Source organism: Tessaracoccus sp. (genome assembly GCF_016714275.1).
In the GTDB taxonomy this organism is placed as follows: Bacteria; Actinomycetota; Actinomycetes; order Propionibacteriales; family Propionibacteriaceae; genus Arachnia.
In genome coordinates, this window is sequence record NZ_JADJNP010000002.1 from 26,052 (window position 1) to 46,463 (window position 20,412).

At 68.7% G+C, this 20,412-nt stretch carries 19 protein-coding genes and 1 pseudogene; 5 read left to right on the forward strand and 15 right to left on the reverse strand.

Going from position 1 to position 20,412, the window contains the following annotated elements:
- Positions 1–4 precede the first annotated feature (4 nt).
- The 11 genes from der to IPJ61_RS08745 form a co-directional block, all read right to left on the reverse strand.
- Positions 5–1,498 carry a ribosome biogenesis GTPase Der gene (gene der / locus IPJ61_RS08695; protein WP_459251273.1) on the reverse strand — a complete coding sequence of 498 codons (1,494 nt, stop codon included), beginning with the start codon at positions 1,496–1,498 and terminating at the stop codon, positions 5–7.
- On the reverse strand, positions 1,452–2,006 hold the full coding sequence (locus IPJ61_RS08700; protein ID WP_297105760.1) for an HNH endonuclease: 555 nt from the start codon (positions 2,004–2,006) through the stop codon (positions 1,452–1,454). Before IPJ61_RS08700 ends, der begins: the two co-directional genes overlap by 47 nt.
- 326 nt (positions 2,007–2,332) lie before the next feature.
- Positions 2,333–2,989 (reverse strand): (d)CMP kinase, encoded by a 657-nt coding sequence (gene cmk / locus IPJ61_RS08705; RefSeq protein WP_297105761.1) that lies wholly within the window; start codon positions 2,987–2,989, stop codon positions 2,333–2,335.
- Positions 2,986–4,062, reverse strand: a complete 1,077-nt coding sequence (locus IPJ61_RS08710; RefSeq protein WP_297105764.1) for a prephenate dehydrogenase — start codon at positions 4,060–4,062, stop codon at positions 2,986–2,988. The genes cmk and IPJ61_RS08710 overlap by 4 nt, the downstream gene beginning before the upstream one ends.
- On the reverse strand, positions 4,055–4,705 hold the full coding sequence (gene prcA, locus IPJ61_RS08715) for a proteasome subunit alpha (protein ID WP_366505435.1): 651 nt from the start codon (positions 4,703–4,705) through the stop codon (positions 4,055–4,057). The genes IPJ61_RS08710 and prcA overlap by 8 nt, the downstream gene beginning before the upstream one ends.
- Positions 4,706–4,707: 2 nt before the next feature.
- Entirely contained in the window at positions 4,708–5,505 is a 798-nt protein-coding gene (gene prcB, locus IPJ61_RS08720) for a proteasome subunit beta (RefSeq protein WP_297105770.1), read from the reverse strand.
- 50 nt (positions 5,506–5,555) lie between these two features.
- Positions 5,556–6,596 (reverse strand): FtsX-like permease family protein, encoded by a 1,041-nt coding sequence (locus IPJ61_RS08725; protein WP_297105772.1) that lies wholly within the window; start codon positions 6,594–6,596, stop codon positions 5,556–5,558.
- Between the two features lie 50 nt (positions 6,597–6,646).
- A complete protein-coding gene (locus tag IPJ61_RS08730) occupies positions 6,647–7,294 on the reverse strand; it encodes an ABC transporter ATP-binding protein (protein WP_297105775.1) in 648 nt (215 codons plus the stop codon).
- Positions 7,291–8,319: a peptidoglycan-binding domain-containing protein gene (locus IPJ61_RS08735; RefSeq protein WP_297105778.1), complete on the reverse strand. Its 1,029-nt coding sequence runs from the start codon at positions 8,317–8,319 to the stop codon at positions 7,291–7,293. The genes IPJ61_RS08730 and IPJ61_RS08735 overlap by 4 nt, the downstream gene beginning before the upstream one ends.
- Positions 8,320–8,398: 79 nt before the next feature.
- A complete protein-coding gene (locus IPJ61_RS08740; protein WP_297105781.1) occupies positions 8,399–8,944 on the reverse strand; it encodes a hypothetical protein in 546 nt (181 codons plus the stop codon).
- Positions 8,945–9,083: 139 nt separating this feature from the next.
- The gene (locus IPJ61_RS08745) at positions 9,084–9,239 is read right to left on the reverse strand and encodes a hypothetical protein (RefSeq protein ID WP_297105784.1); all 156 of its coding nucleotides are present in this window, start codon (positions 9,237–9,239) and stop codon (positions 9,084–9,086) included.
- A gap of 299 nt (positions 9,240–9,538) precedes the next feature.
- On the opposite strand from IPJ61_RS08745, the gene IPJ61_RS08750 reads away from it, so the two are divergent.
- Positions 9,539–9,892 carry a DUF3054 domain-containing protein gene (locus IPJ61_RS08750; RefSeq protein ID WP_297105787.1) on the forward strand — a complete coding sequence of 118 codons (354 nt, stop codon included), beginning with the start codon at positions 9,539–9,541 and terminating at the stop codon, positions 9,890–9,892.
- Between the two features lie 82 nt (positions 9,893–9,974).
- Here IPJ61_RS08750 and IPJ61_RS08755 read toward each other — a convergent pair whose 3' ends face one another.
- Positions 9,975–10,775 (reverse strand): alpha/beta fold hydrolase, encoded by an 801-nt coding sequence (locus IPJ61_RS08755; RefSeq protein WP_297105790.1) that lies wholly within the window; start codon positions 10,773–10,775, stop codon positions 9,975–9,977.
- A gap of 484 nt (positions 10,776–11,259) precedes the next feature.
- Here IPJ61_RS08755 and IPJ61_RS08760 point away from each other — a divergent pair, with 484 nt between their 5' ends.
- The 4 genes from IPJ61_RS08760 (at position 11,260) to IPJ61_RS08775 (ending at position 14,249) form a co-directional block, all read left to right on the forward strand.
- A complete protein-coding gene (locus IPJ61_RS08760) occupies positions 11,260–13,113 on the forward strand; it encodes a DUF222 domain-containing protein (RefSeq protein WP_297105793.1) in 1,854 nt (617 codons plus the stop codon).
- Between the two features lie 146 nt (positions 13,114–13,259).
- Positions 13,260–13,424 carry a hypothetical protein gene (locus IPJ61_RS08765; RefSeq protein WP_297105797.1) on the forward strand — a complete coding sequence of 55 codons (165 nt, stop codon included), beginning with the start codon at positions 13,260–13,262 and terminating at the stop codon, positions 13,422–13,424.
- Positions 13,425–13,426: 2 nt separating this feature from the next.
- Entirely contained in the window at positions 13,427–13,678 is a 252-nt protein-coding gene (locus tag IPJ61_RS08770; RefSeq protein WP_297105799.1) for a hypothetical protein, read from the forward strand.
- An 82-nt stretch (positions 13,679–13,760) separates the two neighbouring features.
- Entirely contained in the window at positions 13,761–14,249 is a 489-nt protein-coding gene (locus tag IPJ61_RS08775) for a GNAT family N-acetyltransferase (RefSeq protein WP_297105802.1), read from the forward strand.
- 302 nt (positions 14,250–14,551) lie between these two features.
- Here the strand turns inward: IPJ61_RS08775 and IPJ61_RS22525 are convergent.
- The 3 genes and pseudogenes from IPJ61_RS22525 to IPJ61_RS08795 all read right to left on the reverse strand — a co-directional run bounded on the left by IPJ61_RS22525 (position 14,552) and on the right by IPJ61_RS08795 (position 20,410).
- Positions 14,552–16,140 (reverse strand): annotated as a pseudogene (locus IPJ61_RS22525) (HAD-IA family hydrolase).
- The gene (gene metH / locus IPJ61_RS08790; RefSeq protein ID WP_297105812.1) at positions 16,130–19,606 is read right to left on the reverse strand and encodes a methionine synthase; all 3,477 of its coding nucleotides are present in this window, start codon (positions 19,604–19,606) and stop codon (positions 16,130–16,132) included. The pseudogene IPJ61_RS22525 and the gene metH overlap by 11 nt, the downstream one beginning before the upstream one ends.
- Positions 19,607–19,690: 84 nt before the next feature.
- Positions 19,691–20,410, reverse strand: a complete 720-nt coding sequence (locus IPJ61_RS08795; RefSeq protein WP_297105815.1) for a KDGP aldolase — start codon at positions 20,408–20,410, stop codon at positions 19,691–19,693.
- Positions 20,411–20,412: the final 2 nt, after the last annotated feature.

The following is a 20,412-nucleotide window of genomic DNA, read 5'->3' on the forward strand; positions in this document are numbered from 1 at the left end:
GTGCTTACCTCTCCGAGCGCTTGGCCCGCGGGCGGATCTCCACGTGCACCGGTGAGCCGACGAAGCCGAAGTCTTCGCGCAGGCGGCGCTCGATGAAGCGCTTGTACGTGTCGTCCATCTGGCCGCTGGTGAACAGCGCGAACGTCGGCGGGCAGTTGTGCGCCTGGGTGCCGAAAAGGATGCGGGGCTGCTTGCCGCCACGCACCGGATGTGGGTGGGCCGCAGCAAGCCGACCGAGGAACGCGTTGAGCTTCCCGGTCGAGATGCGCGTCTCCCAGCCCGCGGCGGACGTCTCGATGGCCTTGCCGATCTTGTCGACGTTACGGCCCGTCAGCGCGGAGATGTTGACGGTCGGCGCCCACCGCCACGCGACGAGGTCCCGCTCGATCTCACGGTCGAGGTAGCGGCGGCGCTCCTCGTCGGCCAGGTCCCACTTGTTGAACGCGATGACGAGCGCACGGCCCGCCTCCTCAATGTTGTTGAGGATGCGCAGGTCCTGGTCGGTCAGCGGCTCGGAGGCGTCGATGACCATGATGCACACCTCGGCCCGCTCGATGGCCGCCTGCGTGCGGAGGCTGGCGTAGTACTCGTGGCCGCTGGCCTCCTTGACCCGGCGGCGGATGCCGGCGGTGTCGATCAGCCGGTAGACCTGCCCGCCGACCTCGACGATCTCATCGACCGGGTCGACGGTGGTGCCGGAGACGTCGGAGACGACGACGCGCTGCTGGTCGGCCAGCTTGTTGAGCAGCGAGGACTTGCCCACGTTGGGCTTGCCGACGATCGCGACACGACGCGGCCCTGCCTCCTCGACGTCGCGCTCGCGCGGTGCCTCGGGCAGGGCATCGAGCAGGGCATCGAGCAGGTCTCCGGAGCCGCGGCCGTGCATCGCGGACACGGGATACGGCTGGCCCAGGCCAAGGTTCCACATGCTGGCCGCAAGGGCCTCGTGACGCTGGTCGTCAACCTTGTTCGCGGCGAGGACGACCGGCTTCTTCGAGCGCCTCAGCACCCGGACGACGGCCTCGTCCTCGTCCAGCGTGCCGACGGTGGCGTCGACGACGAACAGCACCGCGTCGGCGGCCGAGATGGCCAGCTCCGCCTGCTCGGCGATCTGCGCGGACATGCCCTGAGCGTCAGACATCCAGCCGCCGGTGTCGACGAGCACGAACTCGCGGCCGTTCCAGTTGGCGTCGTAGCTCACCCGGTCGCGGGTGACGCCCGGCTTGTCCTGGACGACCGCCTCGCGGCGGCCGAGGACGCGGTTGACAAGGGTCGACTTGCCGACGTTCGGGCGGCCGACGACGGCGACGATCGGCTTGACGGTGTCGGTCATTCGGGACTCCTCGGCTGGGTGGACGACATCACATGGTACCGGCTGCGCTTCATGGCCCCGGCCTTTCGACGCGCGCTGCGTCGCTCCGCTCCTTGGGCGGCTCAAGGAGCGGAGCCGCTCACGCGACGTCGGCCTGCAGGATGCGCCAGACCTCGGCCTGGACACCCGCGTACTCGCTGACGCTGACGCGCGGGTCCCACAGCAGGCGCATGCCCGCCTCGTCGGGCGTGCGGTCGGCCTTCCCCTGATTGCACGGCCCGCAGGCCGCGACCAGGTTGCCCCAGGTCCACCCGCCGCCGCGGGACTGCGGGAGCAGGTGGTCGACGGTGTGGGCGTGGCCGGCGCAGTAGGCGCACGTCCAGCCGTCTCGGCGCAGGATCTCGACCCGCGACGCGCGGCTGGTCAGCTCCGGCGCGCGGCGGAACGGGATGTCGACCCAGTAGTTCAGCCGCACGATCACCGGCCACGGCATGTCGACGCCCCCACCGGCGGAACGCACGCGCTTCGTCTCGTGCACCTTGAACGGCGTGTAGATGCCGTCCAGGATGCCCGTGACCGCGTTCGTCCAATGGGTCTCGCCCTTGACGTCGTAGTCGAGGCCGATCACGAAGACGGTGCTGGTGGGTTGCGGGATCGTTTGCCGGGTTTCGCGGATTCGGGTGGTGAGGCGCATGTTCGCCTCCCTTCGGTGTCTCGGTGTCGGTGGCTCTGTGGCCCCGAGACGACAAACGCCCCGGGGAATGTCCCTCGGGGCGTTGCTGAGCGCGTGCGCTCAGAAAGGTATGGGTCCCCCAGGGGTGATGGTGGCTCGCGATGACGCGCTCCACGGCCGGTCGGAAAAGCGGAAGGCGCGCGGGCACGTCGACAGACCACCACTGGTCATGACGTGTTCTTGGCTCATTCTCAATGCCCTTCGTTGCGACTTCCGCGGGTAAGAGTACACCAGCCGCGCCTTTCGACGCGCGCCGCCGCTTCGCGGGGTGCGCGGCTCACGGAGCGTCAGGCCAGGGAGATGATGCGATCGACGACCTGGTCGGGAGTCAGGAAGGTCGAGTCGATCACGGTGACGCCCTCCGCGGCGTCGGTGAAGTTGGACACCGTCGAGTCGTCGCGGTCGCGGCGCAGCACCTGGTCGGTGACCTCCTCGGCACTCGCCTTCCCCGCGACCTCGGCGGCGCGGCGGGCCACCCGGGCCGCGGGATCGGCGACGAGGAGGACGCGCACGTCGGCGTCGGGCGCCACCACCGTCGTGATGTCTCTACCCTCGACGACGATCGCGCGGCCGTGCGCGTCGATGATCCCGCGCATGCGATCGATCAGGATCCGGCGCACCTCGAGGATGGTGGCGACCCGGGAGACGGCGGCCGAGATGCGCGGCTCGCGGATCTCCTCGGTCACGTCGTGGCCGTTGATCCGGAACCGCGGCGCGTCGGGCGTCGTGTCGCAGGCCAGGTCCGCGGCGCCGACGAGGGCGACCACCTCGGCCTCGCTCAGGGCGCCGTCGGCCTCGGCGCGCAGGACCTCCGCGGTGGCGGCGCGGTACATGGCGCCGGTGTCGAGGTAGCCGAGGCCGAGGCGGTTGGCCAGCAGCTTCGCGGTCGTCGACTTGCCCGACCCGCTCGGGCCATCGATGGCGAACAAGGCTTTCAGCGTCATCTTCTTCCTCCACGGGTGTCGGACCAGGCGTGCCACCCGGCGTCTGTCAGGCGCACGCGCAGCAACTCGCCGACGTCGCTCTCGACGGAGATCGACAGGTAGCCGACCTGGCGCACGGGATCGTGCGTGAGCTCGAAGTCCTCGACGTTGAGCCCGGCGTCGCCGATGTCGGTGAACAGGCGGCCGAGCGCGCGCGGCTCGTCGGGGATCTCGACGGTCACCTCGACCATGTCCATGGGCTCGGCCCCGTGCTTGCCGACGAGCGACAGGGCGCCCGTCTGACCCATGGCGAGGAAGCGCTCGAGCGCGGCGGGGTCGTCGAGGACCTGGATGAGATGCGAGAGGTCGGCGGCGACCTCGAGCAGTTCGTGGCGCACCGCCGCGGCGTTGCTCGTGAGGATCTGGCGCCAGAGCGCGGGGTCCGAGCCCGCGATGCGCGTGACGTCCCGGATGCCCTGGCCCGCGAGTCGGAGGTTCGCCGTCGGCACCTCCCGCAGGTGCGAGGCGGTCAGGATGCTCATCAGGTGCGGCACGTGGCTCACCTGGGCGACCGCCTCGTCGTGCAGCGGGGCGGGCATGGTGATGACGCGCGCGCCGACGTCCTGGGCGAGGCGCTCGATCACGGCGACGGCGCCCGGCGGGTTGCCCTCGTTGGGGGTGACGACCCAGGTGCGGTCGACGAAGAGGTCCCCGGAGGCGGTCAACGGGCCCGTGAACTGCGAGCCCGCCATGGGGTGCGAGCCGACGTAGCGCTGGTGCTCGGGGGCCAGGCGGCGCACCGCCGCGAGGATCGGCGCCTTGACCGAGCCGACGTCGGTGACGACGGCGCGCGGGAACTTCTCCAGCACCTCCGCCACGAGCGACGGGATGGCGTCCGGCGGGGTCGCGACGACGACGATGTCCGGGTTGTCGGTCTCCTCGTCGGCGACGGCCCCCGCGCCGAGGCCCGCCGCCACGACGGCGTGCGATGGCGCGATGTCCCACAGGCGCACGTCGTAGCCGGCGCGCGTGAGCGCGAGCCCGAGCGAGGAGCCGACGAGGCCCGCTCCCAGGATCAGGACGGCCTTACCCACGCGTCAACTCCTCGCGGCTCAGGCGGCGGAAGGTCCGGCGGCGCCCCGTGCCGCGCTCGAGGACCGCCACCTCCAACTGCGTCGAGCCGAGCGCGGCGCCTGCGGCGGCGACGGCCTCCCGCAGGGGCGCGGTCGCGTCGAACGACGCGCGCAGCAGGCCCCCGATCCGCTCGGCGTCACCGCCGACGACGGCCAGGTCCTTCTCGTCGCTGATCACGCCGTCGTAGCCGACGCGGTAGAGCACGTCGCCGCCGGGCTCCTCCCCCAGCTCGGCCACGATCAGCTCGACCTCGAACGGCTTCTCCGCGCCGGAGGCGAACGTCCCGCCGAGCTGCTGCGAGTAGGCGCCCGCGAGGCTCCGGGCGGTCACGTCGCGGCGGTCGTAGGCGTAGCCGCGCAGGTCCGCGTGCCGGATTCCCGCGACGCGCAGCGCCTCGAACTCGTTGTAGCGGCCGACGGCGGCGAACCCGATCCGGTCATAGATCTCCGCGACCTTGTTCAGCGTCGTCGAGTGGTTGTCGGCGACCAGCACGATGCCGTCGGCGTAGCGCAGCACGGCGACGGCGCGGCCGCGGGCGATGCCCTTGCGGGCGAACTCCGCCCGGTCGAGCATCAGCTGCTCGGGGCTGACGTACATGGACATGCTCACAGCGCGTTCCCCCTCGGCCCGTCGGGGCGGCCGACGCGGGCGGTCACGATCTGCTCGGCCAGCGCGCGCACGCCGTCCTCGGACCAGCGGGCCACGCCGTCGCCGGAGGCGCGCATCACCAGCGGGAAGATGCCGCGGGTGAGGTCGAGGCCGGAGGTGGCCGAGTCGTCGTCGGCCGCGTCGTACAGCGACTGCAACAGCGCCGCGACAGCGGTCATCTCGTCGGCCTCGGGGTCGTAGAGCTTCTTCAACGCGCCGCGCGCGAAGGCCGAGCCGGAGCCCACGGAGCAGAACTCGTGCTCCTCGTAGCGGCCGCCGGTGGCGTCGTAGGAGAACATGCGCCCACGCCCCGCGAGGCGATCCCATCCGATGAACAGCGGCAGGACGACGAGGCCCTGCATCGCCGCGCCGAGGTTGCCCCGGATGATCGCACCGAGACGGTTGGCCTTGCCGTCGAAGCTGAGCTCCGCGCCCTCGACCTTCTCGAAGTGCTCGAGCTCCACCTGGAACAGCCGCACCAGCTCGACGGCGAGCCCGGCCACGCCCGCGACGCCCACGATCGAGTGGTCGTCGGCGCCGAAGATCTTCTCGATGTCGCGCATCGCGATCGCCGATCCCATCGTCGCGCGTCGGTCCCCCGCCATGACCACGCCGTCGCGATAGCGTGCCGCCACGATGGTCGTGCCGTGGACGGCGGGCAGGTCGGCGGCAGCGCGCGCCCCCGGGAGGGTCTCGGGCGCGACGGTGCTCAGGTACTCCGCGAAGGAGGAGCCAAGGGCGGGCACGTTCGTCACCGGGCCATTGTGTCAGCTATCCCCAGGAGGCACCCACTCGGCGGCGCGCGTCACGCGGTGCGGAGCACCACCACGGGATCTCGCCCGGCCGAGATGAGAGCGGCAGGCACGGTGGCGACAACCGCGGCGATCGCGACGAGCGCGGCGCTGGCGGCAGCGGAGGCGACCGGGATGCTGGTGCCGCTCAGCGCGCCATGCGCCTGAAGGGCGATAACCCCGAGGACTGCGCCCGAGGCGGCCGAGATGCCGACGCGGAGACAGATGAGCGCCGTGAGGTCGGACCGCGTCATGCCCAGGGCGCGCCGTCGCCCCAGGTCGCGGCGACGAATCAAGACATCGGCCAGGCTGACGGCCCCGACGAAGAGCGCCCCGACGAGCAGGACCAGCACGGTGATCTCATACCCCGCGGCCCGCACGTCGCCGTCGATCTCTCGGGAGATCTCCGCAAGATCCTGAGGCGAGGTCAGCCTCATGTTCGCGGGATCGTCGGGGGCGAGGATCCGTCGGACCGCGCGCTCGGTCGGGGCGAGAAGGCCGATGTCCTCGACGACCACGCGCGCCTCCTGGCCCGCTTCTGGCGTAGACGGCAGGTAGAGGACCCCGTCGTTCAACCACTCGAAGGGAGCAGCGGCGGTGAACGCGCCGACCACCGAAGAGGACAGCTGGTCTCGCGTCACCAGCGCCCCGGCGGCGGACTCCATGCGGAGGGTGTCCGCAACCCTGGTGGAGACCAGCGCCTCACCGGGCTGGGGCCAGCGCCCCGCCGTCAGGTCTACGACGTCGGCAGCGGACGCACCGACGAGCCCCCAAGCGCTCGCTGTCGGACCGCCCCAGCCGAGGGATGCGTTGGTAACGGTCGACGCCTTGGTGAACGCCGCTACGGTCTGGATGCTGGAGATCTCGCTCAATGTCTCCACCGCGACCGGTGTCAGGAAGCCGTCGGTGCCGACGTCGCTGATGGCGATGACCCTGGCGCCTGCCTCCTGGGCGCGCCGTTCGAGCTGCGTCTGTAGCGCGGCGCTCCGCCCCGACGTCGCCGCTGCCGCGAATGTCATCGCGGCGGTCACCAGGAGGATCAAGACGGTGGGCACCCGCGCCGCCCACGCGGATGTCCAGGCTTCGCGCAGCAGCGAACCTCCTCTCACAGCGCAATCACCCGGTCAAGACGAGAAACGACGAACGGATCGTGCGTGGCGACGATCAACGCCACGGACTCCTCCTTCGCCGCTCTGGTCAAACGATCCAGGACCACCTCCGCATTAGCGTGGTCGAGGTTTCCCGTCGGTTCATCGGCCAGGATGATCGCAGGCTGGTTCACCAAGGCACGACACAGCGCGACTCGTTGCGCCTGTCCACCGCTGATCTGGCCGGGAAGGTGATTCGCGCGGGCCTCAACACCGAACGCATCCAACAGCCCGATGGCCCGCTCGATAGCCGCGTCTCTCCTGAGCCCCGCGTAGAGAGCTGGTTCGATGACGGAGTCGAGCACGCTCCGGGTCGGGTCAAGCTGGGAGTCCTGGAAGACGAACCCCATCCTGCGTGCGCGCACTACCGAGCGCTGCGCATCGGAGAGCTTCGACGTCGGACGCCCCTGCACTTCGACCTCGCCTTCGCTGGGAGTCAGAAGAAGGCCGAGGAGGTAGAGCAGGGTCGACTTTCCGCGGCCGCTGGGCCCCGTCAACGCGACCGCCTCCCCCGCGTAGACCGCGGCCTCCACATCGCTGAGCACGGGTTCCGGGCTTCGCGAGTAGGAGAAGCCCAGTCCTGACACTCTCAGCGCCGCGGTCATGGGGTCTCGCTCGCAGCTGGCGCCGGTGAAGGCGTCGACGGCTCCTGTGCGGGCAGCGCCAAGACCGCCTCGCCAACCGCCACTCCCTCGACGACGGCCAGGCCGGCATGCGACCGCACCACGGTGACCGCGCGGCGCTCAGACTCGTCCCCGTCGGTCACCATCACCCACGCTTTGCCGACGGCATCGGTTGACACCGCAGACAGGGGCACGGTGGGCCCCGTGGTGCGCGGGATCACCTCGATATGGACCGTCGCCCAGGCCTTCTCGGCAGGAATCAACGCGCATTCTTCTCCGCAGACCGCCCCGCCCTCGGGGCTGGACAACGTGACGAGTTCTCCTGCACCGGTCTCATCGTTGGGACGGCTGGACTCCCACTGTGCGGGCCACGTCCGCCCAAACGCCTCGACGGTCATGGTCGCGTCGGCCGGCACGAGGCTCAGCTGTCCAGGCGAGAGCGGCAGGACGAACTGAGGGGTGCCGGTCGCCGCCGTCACAAGAACTTCACCGCCAGTGAGGACAGCACCTGCCCATACGGCCTTATCGTCGACGCCGATGTGGGCCGGAAGCGTTGGTGCAGCCACCAGCTCGCCCAGTTTCACTGTTCCCGTCACCTGCATTCCGAGCTTTCGCTGCCAGTCCGACACCGCATCGGCCGTCGCCTCGTCGAAGTCCTCGTCGGCGGCGGTCAGGTAGCCAAGAGCCACGAGGGCACGTTCCAGTTGGGCCACGTCCTTTCCGGTCAATCCCTTCTCCAGATCCCGCGAGAAGGGAACGCCGCCCTCCACGACCCGCACCGGCACACCGCCGACCGCGTATAGGACGTCGCCGACCTTGCGTTCGGCTACAGCATTGTCGGGCGCGACCACGACGACGCCCGCAAGCGTGTTGGTGGCGATGGGGCGGGACTCCCGTGACGTCTGCACGCCGTAGTCGAGGGTCTGCCCGATGGTCCGCTCAGTGACCGTGACCGAGATCTGGTCGTCGGTCGCCACCGTTACGGGAATCGGCGGAACCAGCGTCATTCTCCCCGCCCAGAACGCCACTCCCGCAAGGAGTAACCCGGCTGCCCCGACCAACGGCCAGCGGCGGGGCGACGATTCCTCAGCCGCCATAGAAGTAGTCCACGGGGATCGGCGGGCAGGCCCGTAAGACCTCATCGCCCTTCCCGGCAAAGACGGCGGTCTCCTCGGGCCACCAGTTTCTGGCCGCGGAATCCAGAGCATAGAAGTCGTTGATGAACGTCTCCCGATCCGGCCCCGCCTCGGGAGACAGCCCGAAGGACTCCAAGCACGGAATGAACCACTCGACGCGGTAGTCGTACAGCAGCCCGAGCTGATCGGCATTCCAGTCCCTCAGCATGAGCGGATCTGGAAGAAACTTGGCATAACAGGTGTAGTTGACGAGCTCATACTGAGGCGAGCTCTGAACTCCGCCGGGATACTCCACGCCCCCCTGCGCGCTGGCGATCGCAGGATAGCCGGCCTCCGTGAAGCAGTCCGCGAGTTGCTGACTTGAACTCTGCGGAGTTCCGAAGCTCTCCAAGCTCACCTCTGGCCTCTCTCCAAGGTCGGGATACTGCTCGATTGCCTGCCGCCATAAGCCGTCGAGCCACTGGTCTCGAAACTCCATCTTCTGCTGATCGGTCATCGCTGGAAGCGTGATCGGGCGCTCCGGAACCCAGGCCACGTTGATGTCAAATCCCGTCGGTGACGCGGACACCTCCGGCGGGCTCTCGGCGGTGCATCCGGTCAGTGCGAAAAGCCCACACGTCAGCAGAAGCGGCACACTAGCCGGGTAGGCACATGCCATAGGTTCCCGAATCCAGCAAGGACGGCGACGTCACGTACCAGGAGGCCCGCTTCAGCGAGGGATGCTTGTAGGTGTAGACGTACGTGGTCGCTGCGTTGTACCTGATGGTTCCGCTCGGCATTTCGACACGCATGACATTGAGGCTGGTCTGTTCTCCCCGCACAGTTGGCTTGGCTCCTGCGACGCACGTCGGCGTAGTTCCGGACTCCGAACCGGCATGCGCAGTCAGTGGGAGAACCGAGATGGCTGCGGCACTTAGCACAGTGCCAACGACGAGCTTCATTGTTCGTTTCTTCATGTTGACACACTAGCACATATCACTTGTCCATGTTACCTGGATCATATCACCTGGACCCCCAATGGCCACTACCCGCGCGACCTCTAAGGCGCCTTCGACGTGCGACGAGTTGTCTACGGACTAGGGTCGCTCTCATGACACGCTTCGGCCCGCTGCTGCTCGACCTGCTCCTCGTCGCCGTGTTCGCCGCGGTCGGGCGCGCGTCCCACGGCGAGGGTGTCGCGGGCGTGTTCGTTACGGCGTGGCCGTTCCTGGCCGCCTGCCTGATCGCGTGGCTGGTCCTCGGCGTGCTGAAGGACGACGGGGTCGGGCTGCGCGGCGCGGCGATCGTCTGGCTCGTGACCTGGGCGGGCGGCATGGCGTTGCGCGTCTCCGCGGGCAGCACGGCGCAGCCTGCCTTCCTCGTCGTCGCCGCGCTGACGCTGGCGCTGTTCCTCGGCGGCTGGCGCCTGATCGCCTGGCTACGTCGACGTCGGCGCCCGGCATAGCGGACGACCTACCGCGTTCCTTGAGGCGGGACCATTCACCGTTCCTTGACCCGCACCCAAGGAGCGAGAGCCACCGTCTGCGTCAGCGAGCATGCCTCGCTAGGAACGGGTCCACAATCGCGTGGTAGGCCTCGCCGTCATCTCGACGGATGCAGTGGCCCACCCCGGGCAGTTCGACGACTGCGACGAGCGGGTTGGCGATCAGCGCGGGATCCGGCGCCATCTCGCCGTCGACCGGGACCAGGATCAGCGTCGGCACCGTGAGGGCGTCGAACATGGACTCCCACGCAGTGTCGCCCAGCGTGAGTCCACCGGCGAGGTAGCCACGATCGACCAGCGCCTTCGAGGAGGCCCACGCGTCGAGTTCTGTCTCCGTCCACGGCGTCTCGGTCAGCATCCGCGCCAACTCACGGTCAGGATCATTCGCGACGGCCTCGACGAACGCCAGCTGCTGCCGCGCGAACTCAGCATTCTGCCCATCCCAGTGCTCGCGTGGCTTCGCGGGGTCCTCGAGGACGAGGGCCCGCACCAGCTCGGGGGCCCGCGTCGCGGCCCGGGCGGCGATGAGCCCTCCGAGGGAGTGTCCGACGACGATCGCCGGCTCGGCGAGCCGCGTCAGGATGCCGAGCAGGTCGTCGACGAGCACTCCCGACGAGTCCGGAAGTTGCTCCTCGGTGAACTTGGGTGAGCGGCCGTGCCCGCGCTGGTCGACGGCGAGGATGTGCCAACGGTCCTTCCAACGCTCGACCGCGTCGGGCCAGCACGTCCCGTCGTCGGTGAGCCCATGCACGAGGATCAGCGCAGGCGGGTTGGGCGCCCCGTACTCATGGATGTGGATCTCCGCCTCCCCCACGTCGCGTGTCGTTGTCGGATCAGCAGCCATGACGGTCATCCTTGCAGTGCCGTACCGCGCGCGGAAGGCTGCTCGCTACTCGAGCAGCCGAACGGATCCGCCGGTAACTCGCTTGTGTGGGAGGCGAGTTCACGACCGGGCAAGTAGCGCTGGTTCCTGTCGCCTGGCCGAGTAGCACTCGACATCCGGTTGTCTGAGCGTCTCGGTCGCGCCCGCCGATCCCCGGCGCGGAGCGCCACACCGTTCGTTGAGCCGCGCCAAACCCTTCGTTGAGCCGGGCGCGTCGACGAAGTGGACCGCGACCGTGTCGCACCGTGCTGAGTCGACGCGCAAGCGAAGCGCGCCGTCGTTGCCGAAGTAAAACGTCCCACGCCCGCTTCGTGGACCCAACCACAGGTGCCTGGACACCGCGGAAAGCCCGCTACCAAATCGTTACCCACCAAGGCATCCGATGACTGTCTTTTACACGGGCTCAGAACGAAAAATGTCAGACCCCATCTATAGCGTGGTGTTCATGAAAGACACCGCACTCTCCACAGCGAGGCAAGCCGCGCAGCGGCTCACCCGCGCTGAAGAGATGCGCCGCCGCGGAGAAGCCGACAAGGTCGAAGCCTTGTGCGACCTCGCCCTGGCCTACGGCCTGGATGACGAGGAACTGTTCATCGAGGTTCTGCTCGATAACAAGATCCAACTCGGGGGCTCTGGCACACCGTTGGTGTCGGAGATGGTGTCTCTGGAGATCGCGGCCCTTCTCGGGATCCCGGCGATGCACGCCGCCAGCGAGTTGTCTGCGGCCCTGGACTTGAAGTGCCGCCACCCCCGCCTGTACGAGGCCATGATCAACTTGGAGATCGAGGTGGATCGAGTTCAGATGATGAGCTCGCGGTGCCGTGACCTTCACCCGATGCTGCTCGACGAGGTCACCGACGCGTGGCTGCGGCAACAGCACAAGCTGACGTGGACGCAGGCGAAGAAGCTTGTTGATCGGCTCGTGGTCCAGGCTGATCCTGAGGCCGCGGCGAAGAGAGAGCGGGCTGCGCGGGAGCAGCGCGGTGTCTGGCTCTGGGGGTTGAGCGAGGGTGTGATGAACCTGACCGGCGTCCTCGACATCCTGGACGCCCGGTTCTTGGACGCCCGGCTCACCGAGGTGGCGGGCCTGATCGAACCCCACTACCCGGGCTTGACCGCCGCGCAGCGACGCGCGAAAGCAGCAGGCGTGCTCGCTAACCCCGCTACAGGACCAGCCAGCGCGCCGGCCACGGGTGAGGGGAGGGGCCTCTGCCTCCCCGCCACTCACCGTGGTGGATGTTGCGGCGACACAGGCTGCGAAGAATCGGTTGGTCCTCAAGACGGTGGTCCTGCACGCTGGTGGGCTGGTGATCCTGACCATGGACAGTGGCAGGTCGGCGAGCGTGACCTTCAACCCCGCTGTGCCGGGTCCCCGCCACCCGCGTGGCACCACGGACGCCCAGGTGCCATGTCACGGTGCCTGGTTCATCCCGACGGATCCCCCTGCACGGGATTCCTGACGTGTCCCCACACGCCAACAGCACCGGTTTCTGAGCCTGAGCCGTTCGGCCCGCGCGGTTTTCCCGTCGCCGGTGAGAGCTCTGCCTACGGCCAGGGGCGAGGGGCGGAGCATACCTGCCCGGGCGCGTGCCGCCACAGCGGCGAGACGCCGGCTGGCCACGGCGACACGACACCATCCGGCCAGAGCGTCGAGACGTCCTACTGTCACGGGCCGGGATGTTCCTGCCCAGATGTTCCGCGGACGCGCCGGTTCGATCCGCACCAGTGCGCCGGGCATCACTGCGGAACCATCCAGGTGCCCGTGGCGAAGCTGCGCCCGTCGTTGGGAATCGCGGTCCACATCCACGCCGACGCCCTCGGACACCTCGACCCCGCCGCGCGGATCGAGAAAGCGGGCACCATCACCACCACACTCCTGGCCGAGCTGCTGGGCGAGGGCAAGGGCATCGACATCAAGATCCAGCCCGTGATCGATCTGCCGAACCTCGCCCCCGCCGACGGCTACGTCCCCTCTCAGACGATGCGCTGCGGGATGGTACTCGCGTTCCCCAACGAACCCTTCCCCTTCTCCCAACGAGACACCCAAGGTCTGGACCTGGGCCGCACCGTGGCGTTCCAGCCCGGCCAGCGCGGGCAGACGAGGGTCGGGAACCTGGCTCCGTTGACGCGGCGGGTACACAGGGCAAAGACCACCGGGTACTGGGTGATGCACCAACCCGAACCGGGACGTATCGAATGGCGCTCACCGCTCGGCTACCGCTACGACGTCACCCCCTTCGGCACCGAACGCTGCCAACCCATCCGGATCGACTACGACGACAGGAACTCGGTCGCCTGACGTGCTGCCTGACAATGCCGACTCAGCCAGCAGGACCTACTGGCAGCAAGCCCTCTGGCCCAGTCTCGACCGCGGCGCTGATGCGTCCGGCGGACCGATTAGGCTGTCTTCACGCGGTGTCCGAGTCGCCCGCTGAAGGTGATCCGATGACGAACCAAGCAACCGAGCGCAAAGACCTCAAGCGGCGTCTTGAAGCGCTGGCACTGGAAAACCAACGGCTGAGGAACCTCCTCCGCGTCACTGATGGCGTGGCCCGGCCGCTGGAACGGCCGGTCTTGGCCCCAGCCGACCCCGGCATGGTGAGGCCGTGATCATGAGAGGCGGAACGGGAGCCAAGGAACTCGCTGCGATCCGGGCTGAGATCCTCGACACCGAACCCGACGAGCCGCTCCTGGTCATGACACAGTTCCGTGCTCTTCGCCAGCACGAGAACAAGGCCGACGTCATCGTGCAGGACTACGTCGACGCCCAGGTCCCCATCCTGAACGCGCAGTACGCCAAACGGACGCGTGGGGCACCAAAAGTTGGGCTTCGAAGCAGGGTAGCCAAAGGCCGTGACTGCTAAGCTCCGCGGCATGTTCCACTCGTGAGTTCGCGACAACCTCGTCGCATCGTCCCAGAACTATTCAACGAACTTAGGAACCTCCATGCCCAGCGACCTGCGCACGTTGCACATCACCGCAGTCACCCCACAGCATCTCGACGAGCGCGTTCGTCCGATCACGGCCAACGACTCGGCCGACCTCGCCGTTGCCTACCTTCATGCCTATCCACCGGAGGTCGGCGCACCCCATCTGAATGCCGCCGACGCCGAGATCGCAGACACCTTCGCGGGCGTCTACGGCGAGCTCGTCCCGTCGGCCTGTCTCGGCGCGGAACTCGATGGACACGTCGTCGGGGCCGTCTTCACAACCACCCGCTCGCTCTGGGACGAGATCGACGGTCCGTTCATCATTGACCTGTTCGTGCACCCGGACCACCGCGGCCGCGGCCTGGCCCGCGCTCTCGTCGAGGCAGCAATCCAGGCGTGCGCAAAGCTCGGCGCCGATGCCGTCTCCTTGCGTGTCGGCGAAGGGACCTCGCCCGCGGCGCACGCGCTCTACGCGCACCTGGGGTTCGTCGAACCGGAGGTTTAGGCAAGCTCAGTCGCCTGCGAGGCTGAAAGCGTCAGCGACCTCGCCGGATCGGCATTGGCCAGGTTAAGGACGTCAGCATTCTGACGTGCACAGCCTGGCTAACCCGCGGAAAGCGCGGAACCTGACGGACTCAACCTGGGCGTGGGACCTTTCGCGCCCAGCGCTCCAGACCGGAGGGCGGCTCAAGGAACTGAGCGGGTGGAGTTCACGAAGGCGTCCGGCGTCCCGGGAGAAGGTGAGCTGCGGTTGGTGCACTGAGCGGAAAGGAACGGGTACGCATCGCTGCGCTCCTTCGGCGCGCCTCAAGACTCGCTGCGAGTGGCGCCGCCGAGCTCCTCGGGGATGTTGCGGGGGCGAGGGCCGTTGTAGTCAGGGCCGTAGGCGCCCGGGGAGGGGCGGCGCTTGCGCATCGGGGCCAGCTGACCCGGGGCGAGGCGGCGGGCGATGGCAAGGAAACCCGTGTGACCCGACGTCCCGTGGCCGGGGCGGATGGCCAAGCCCTCCGCGTGCCAGTCCCGCACGGTCGTCTCGGTCAGGTGCGGCTCGGTGAAGCCGCCGTGGGCGCGGAACGTATCCGCGACCCGGCCGAGCTGCGTCGCCGTCGCCACGTAACAGGTCAGCACTCCGCCGGCAACCATGCGCTCGGCGACCGCGTCGATGCACTCCCAGGGAGCCAGCATGTCGAGAATCGCGCGGTCGATCGGCTCATCCTCGATCGCCTCGACGAGGTCGCCTACGGTGAGCGTCCAGGCAGGATGCTCTCCCCCGATGAACGTCTCCACGTTCTTCGCAGCGACATCGGCGAACTGCTGCCGACGCTCGTACGAATGCAGCCGGCCCTCCGGGCCGATCGCCCGCAGCAACGCCAGGGACAGCGCGCCGGAACCGACGCCTGCCTCGAGAACCCGGGCGCCCGGGAAGATGTCGGTCCACATCAGGATCTGCGCCGCATCCTTCGGGTAGATCACGGCCGCATCGCGCGGCATCGAAACCATGAACTCGCTCATCAGCGGCCGGAACGCCAGGTATTGCGCCCCGCCGACCGAGGTGACGGTCACGCCCTCGGGGCCGCCGATCAGGTCGTCGTGGCTGACCGCTCCCTTGGTGGTATGCCACGTCGCGCCGTCGCGCAGGACGATCGACTTCCGACGGCCCTTGCCGTCGGTGAGCGTCACGCGATCGCCCGCACGCAAGGGTCCGGTGTTCACGCCGGAGAGGTTCATACGTTGTCCTTCAGTTCGCGCCAGGTCGCGGCGAGGTCGGCCCAGGTCAGTCCACGCAGGCCCTGCTCGGCGACGCGGAGCCGCGGGTGCGGCTCGTGCCTGACCTCCGCCGCGACCGCGACCACCACGGACCCGGCGGCCAACGCCGAGCGTGCCCCCGGGATCGAGTCCTCAAGCGCGACGGCGTCGCGCGGGTCCACCCGCAGCAGGTCCGCGCCGGTCAGGTATGGCTCGGGGTGCGGCTTGTTGTTGGCCACCGAATCCCCGGTGACGATGCATCTCACATTCCGCGGCAGGCGTGCACGCACCGCCTCGACGATGTTGCCGTAGCTCGCCGTCACGATCGCGCACGGCACGCCGTTGCGGCCCAGCTCCTCCATCAGCTCGCGCGCGCCGGGTATCCACGGCAAGTCGACCAGGAGCTTCGCGATCACTCGGTCGTGCAGTTCGTCGAAGATCTCCTGCGGCGGCGTGCCGTCGGCGTACAACTCGGCGAGGACCTGGGCCGTGACGGTGGCGGAACCCCCGCGCAGCGAGGCGTTGACCTCGTCGGTGATCGTGAGGCCGCGCTCGGCCAGCATCTCCCCCTGCGTCTCGTCCCAGATGGGCTCGGTGTCGACGAGCGTGCCGTCGAGGTCCCACAGGACTGCCTTGGGTTCAGCGAGCATTGAAGTACTTGGCCTCCGGGTGGTGGACGACGATCGCATCTGTCGACTGCTCGGGATGGAGTTGCAGCTCCTCGCTGAGTTCCACACCGATGCGCCCTGGCTCCAGCAGCTCCGTCAGCTTAATCCTGTCCTCCATCGTGGGACACGCGGGGTAGCCGAAAGAGTACCGGGAGCCGCGATAGGCCTGGTCTCGGATCGCGGCCTCGATCGAGCCGTCCCCCTGCAGGCCCAACTCGTCGCGCACCCGGGAATGCCAGAACTCGGCCAGCGCCTCGGTCAGCTGGACGGACAGCCCGTGCAGCTCGAGGTAGTCGCGGTAGGCGTTGGCCTCGAACAGCTTCGCGGTGCCCTTCGCCACCTCGGAGCCCATCGTGACCAGCTGCATCGCCAGCACGTCCGGTCCGAGCTCGCGGGCCTCCTCCCGGTCGCGGAAGAAGTCGGCGAGGCATAGCCGACGGTCGCGCCGCTGACGCGGGAACGCGAACCGCGTGACCTCCCGCTCCTGGTCCTCCGGGTCGAAGACGATGAGGTCGTTGCCGGACGAGTGCACCGGGAAGTAGCCGTAGACGACGCCGAAGTTCGCGAGCCCGTCGGTCTTGATCCTGTCTGCCCACATCCGCAGCCGCGGCAAGCCCTCGGTCTCGACCAGTTCGTCGTAGCTCGGGCCCTCGCGCAGCGACTTCAGTCCCCACTGTCCGAGGAAGGTGGCGCGGTGGTCCAGCCACTGCAGCACGTCGGCGAAGGGGATGCCCTTGACCACGCGCGTGCCCCAGAACGGCGGCACGGGTACGTCGATGCGCCGGGCGACGTCGGAGCGCAGACCGGGCTCATCCGGATCCTCTTCCTCGACCTCCACCTTCGCGAACCGCCGCCTCTTCGCCTCGGGCAGCTTCGCACCCTCGACGCCGTTCTTCACGGCCATGACGGCGTCCATGAGTGAGAGGCCCTCGAACGCGTCCTTGGCGTAGCGCACCTCGCCGTCGAAGATGTCGTTCAGGTCGTGCTCGACGAACGCCCTCGTCAGCGCCGCGCCGCCGAGCAGCACCGGGTACCGCTCCCCTAGTCCCAGCCGGTTGAGCTCCAGCAGGTTGTCCTTCATCACCAGCGTCGACTTCACCAGGAGCCCCGACATGCCGATCACGTCCGCGTTGTGCTTCTCGGCGGCCTCGATGATGGCCTGCACCGGCTGCTTGATGCCGATGTTGATGACCGTGTAGCCGTTGTTGCTGACGATGATGTCGACGAGGTTCTTGCCGATGTCGTGCACGTCGCCGCGGACGGTGGCAAGCACGAGCGTTCCCTTGCCGGAACCGTCGGTCTTCTCCATGTGCGGCTCGAGGTAGGCCACGGCCGTCTTCATCACCTCGGCCGACTGCAGCACGAACGGCAGCTGCATCTTGCCGGAGCCGAACAGCTCCCCGACGACCTTCATGCCCGCGAGCAGGTCCTCGTTGATGATGTCGAGCGCCGGCTTCGACTCCAGTGCCTCGTCCAGGTCGGCGTCGAGGCCCTTGCCCTCGCCGTCGATGATGCGGCGTTGCAGCCGCTCGCTCAACGGCAGCGCGGCCAGCTCCGCCGCGCGGCTCTGCCGGGCCGACGCCGCAGTCACGCCCTCGAACATCTCCAGGAACCGGCTGAGCGGGTCGTAGCCCTCGCGACGGCGGTCGTAGACCATGTCGAGCGCGACCTGGCGCTGCTCCTCGGGGATGCGGTCCATCGGCAGGATCTTGGCCGAGTGCACGATGGCCGAGTCGAGCCCGGCTTGGACGCACTCGTGCAGGAACACCGAGTTCAAGACGATGCGCGCGGCGGGATTCAGGCCGAACGAGATGTTCGACAGACCCAGCGTCGTGCGCACCCCCGGGTAGCGGCGCTTCAGCTCGCGGATCGCGTTGATGGTCTCCAGGCCGTCCTTGCGGGTCTCCTCCTGGCCGGTGGCGATCGGGAAGGTGAGCGCGTCGACGAGGATGTCGCCGACCCTCATGCCCCAGTTGTCGACGAGGTCGTCGATCAGCCGCGACGCCACGCGCACCTTCCACTCGGCGGTGCGGGCCTGGCCCTCCTCGTCGATGGTCAGCGCGACGACGGCGGCCCCGTGCTCGCGCACCATCGGCATGATCTTGCCGAACCGGCTATCGGGCCCGACGCCGTCCTCGTAGTTGACCGAGTTGATGATGCAGCGCCCCGCGAGGCGCTCCAGGCCCGCCTCGAGGACGTGCGGCTCGGTGGAGTCGAGCACGATCGGCAGCGTCACCGCCGTCGAGAGCCGGAAGGCGAGCTCGGACATGTCGGCGGAGCCGTCGCGGCCCACGTAGTCGACGCACAGGTCCAGCACGTGCGCGCCGTCGCGGGCCTGCGACTTGGCGATCTCCACGCACTCGTCCCAGTTCCCAGCCAACATGGCCTCGCGGAACACCTTGGAGCCGTTGGCGTTGGTGCGCTCGCCGATGTTCAGGTACGACGCATCCTGGTCGAAGGGCACCTCGATGTAGAGCGACGACGCACCCTCCTCGACCTGCGGCGTGCGCGGGGCGACGGCGCGGCCCGAGAACGCCTCGGCGAGCAACCGGATATGCTCCGGCGTCGTGCCGCAGCAGCCGCCGATCACCGAGAGGCCGAACTCGTCGAGGTACATGCCCAGCGCCTCCGCGAGTCCCTCGGGACCGAGCGGGTACCGGGCGCCGTCGGGGGTGATCTCGGGGAGGCCCGCGTTCGGCATCGCTCCCACCGCGATGCCGGCGCGACGCGAGAGGTGTCGCAGGTGCTCGCTCATCTCGGCAGGACCCGTCGCGCAGTTCAGGCCGATACAGTCGACGCCGAGGGCCTCGAGCGTCACGAGCGCGGCGCCGATCTCCGAGCCCAGCAGCATCGTCCCGGTGGTCTCCACCGTGACGTTGACGAGGATGGGAAGGTCGATGCCCGCCTCTGCGCGGGCGCGCTTGGCCGCGATCACGGCGGCCTTGGCCTGCAAGAGGTCCTGACAGGTCTCGATCAGCACGGCATCGATGCCGCCGGCGATCATGGATCGCACCTGGAGCTGGTAGGCGTCGCGGACGGCGGCGAAGGTGACGTGGCCCAGGGTCGGGAGCTTGGTGCCGGGTCCGACAGAGCCGAGCACGAAGCGCGGCTTGTCTTCGGTGGAGTACTCGTCGGCCACCTCGCGGGCGATCCGGGCCGCGGCCTCCGCCAGCTCCTCCAGCCGGTCGACGATGTCGTACTCGCCGAGCGCTGCCAGGTTGGTCCCGAACGAGTTGGTCTCAACGCAGTCCGCGCCAGCCTCAAGGTAAGCGCGGTGCACGGACGCAACGACGTCCGGCCTGGTCACGTTCAGGACCTCGTTGCACCCCTCCAGCCCCTGGAAGTCATCCTCCAGCGACAGGTCACCGAAGGACTGGAGCATCGTGCCCATCGCCCCGTCGGCGACGAGGACGCGGGAACCGAGCAAGTCTCTGAAGGTGGTGGGCACCCGCCAACCATAGTGCTCACGGCGGACAACGAAGGCCCCCGTTCGCGCCCAGCGAGCGCCAACGGGGGCCTGGTGCGCCGGAGCTCAGAGCAGGGCAGCCGCCTTCTCGTTGAGGGTCGTGACCAGCTCGGGGATGGTGTTCCCCGTCGCCTTGTCGACGATCGACGTGTACACGTGCGGGACCACGTGCGTGGCGCCAGCCTCGAGGCAGGTGCTCACCACCGCGTCGAAGTTCTCGACGTCGATGCCGCCAGTCGGCTCGAAGATCGGCACGCCGGCGGCGACCGACGCCTTGACCATCGCCGCCAGGTGGTCCAGCTGCGAGACCCCGCCGATCGGGTAGAACTTCACGCTCGCCACGCCGACCTCCGCGACCATGGCTGCGGCCTGCTCGGCCGAGACCTCGCCGTCGAACCCGACGCTGTTCGGCCCCGTGCCGACGCGGACGAGGCCGGGCTTTGATCCCGGTGCGATCAGCGCGTTCACCCAGGTGTCGGTGGCGCCCGCCACCTCGAGGGCGCCGACGGTGAGGCCGGACGCCGGGAACACCTGGTTGACGTGCGCCGGCAGCGTCGCGACCGACACGTCGACGACGCGCCGCCACATGGCAGGGTCGCCTGCGCCGAGACCGACAGAGGCGCGCACGCCCGCCGCGGTGTAGGCCTTGACCTGCTCGATGGCGTCGGCCACGGTCGGGAAGCCCTTGGTGAGCACCGCCACGTAGACGTTGCCCGCCGCGGCCTCGGTCACCGCCACTGCGTTGTCGAGGTCCTTGGCGAGAACATTGAGTTCGATCTTTGACATCT

Coding starts and splice junctions, on each gene's coding strand:
- prcA (WP_366505435.1), bottom strand. CDS start 4,705: ATGTCCATGTACGTCAGCCCCGAGCAGCTGATGCTCGACCGGGCGGAG.
- IPJ61_RS08735 (WP_297105778.1), bottom strand. CDS start 8,319: ATGACGCTGGTTCCGCCGATTCCCGTAACGGTGGCGACCGACGACCAG.
- IPJ61_RS08795 (WP_297105815.1), bottom strand. CDS start 20,410: ATGTCAAAGATCGAACTCAATGTTCTCGCCAAGGACCTCGACAACGCA.
- IPJ61_RS08730 (WP_297105775.1), bottom strand. CDS start 7,294: ATGACCGCGGCGCTGAGAGTGTCAGGACTGGGCTTCTCCTACTCGCGA.
- IPJ61_RS08775 (WP_297105802.1), top strand. CDS start 13,761: ATGCCCAGCGACCTGCGCACGTTGCACATCACCGCAGTCACCCCACAG.
- IPJ61_RS08760 (WP_297105793.1), top strand. CDS start 11,260: ATGAAAGACACCGCACTCTCCACAGCGAGGCAAGCCGCGCAGCGGCTC.
- IPJ61_RS08700 (WP_297105760.1), bottom strand. CDS start 2,006: ATGCGCCTCACCACCCGAATCCGCGAAACCCGGCAAACGATCCCGCAA.
- IPJ61_RS08765 (WP_297105797.1), top strand. CDS start 13,260: ATGACGAACCAAGCAACCGAGCGCAAAGACCTCAAGCGGCGTCTTGAA.
- IPJ61_RS08755 (WP_297105790.1), bottom strand. CDS start 10,775: ATGGCTGCTGATCCGACAACGACACGCGACGTGGGGGAGGCGGAGATC.
- cmk (WP_297105761.1), bottom strand. CDS start 2,989: ATGACGCTGAAAGCCTTGTTCGCCATCGATGGCCCGAGCGGGTCGGGC.
- IPJ61_RS08745 (WP_297105784.1), bottom strand. CDS start 9,239: ATGCGTGTCGAAATGCCGAGCGGAACCATCAGGTACAACGCAGCGACC.
- IPJ61_RS08770 (WP_297105799.1), top strand. CDS start 13,427: ATGAGAGGCGGAACGGGAGCCAAGGAACTCGCTGCGATCCGGGCTGAG.
- IPJ61_RS08740 (WP_297105781.1), bottom strand. CDS start 8,944: ATGACCGATCAGCAGAAGATGGAGTTTCGAGACCAGTGGCTCGACGGC.
- IPJ61_RS08750 (WP_297105787.1), top strand. CDS start 9,539: ATGACACGCTTCGGCCCGCTGCTGCTCGACCTGCTCCTCGTCGCCGTG.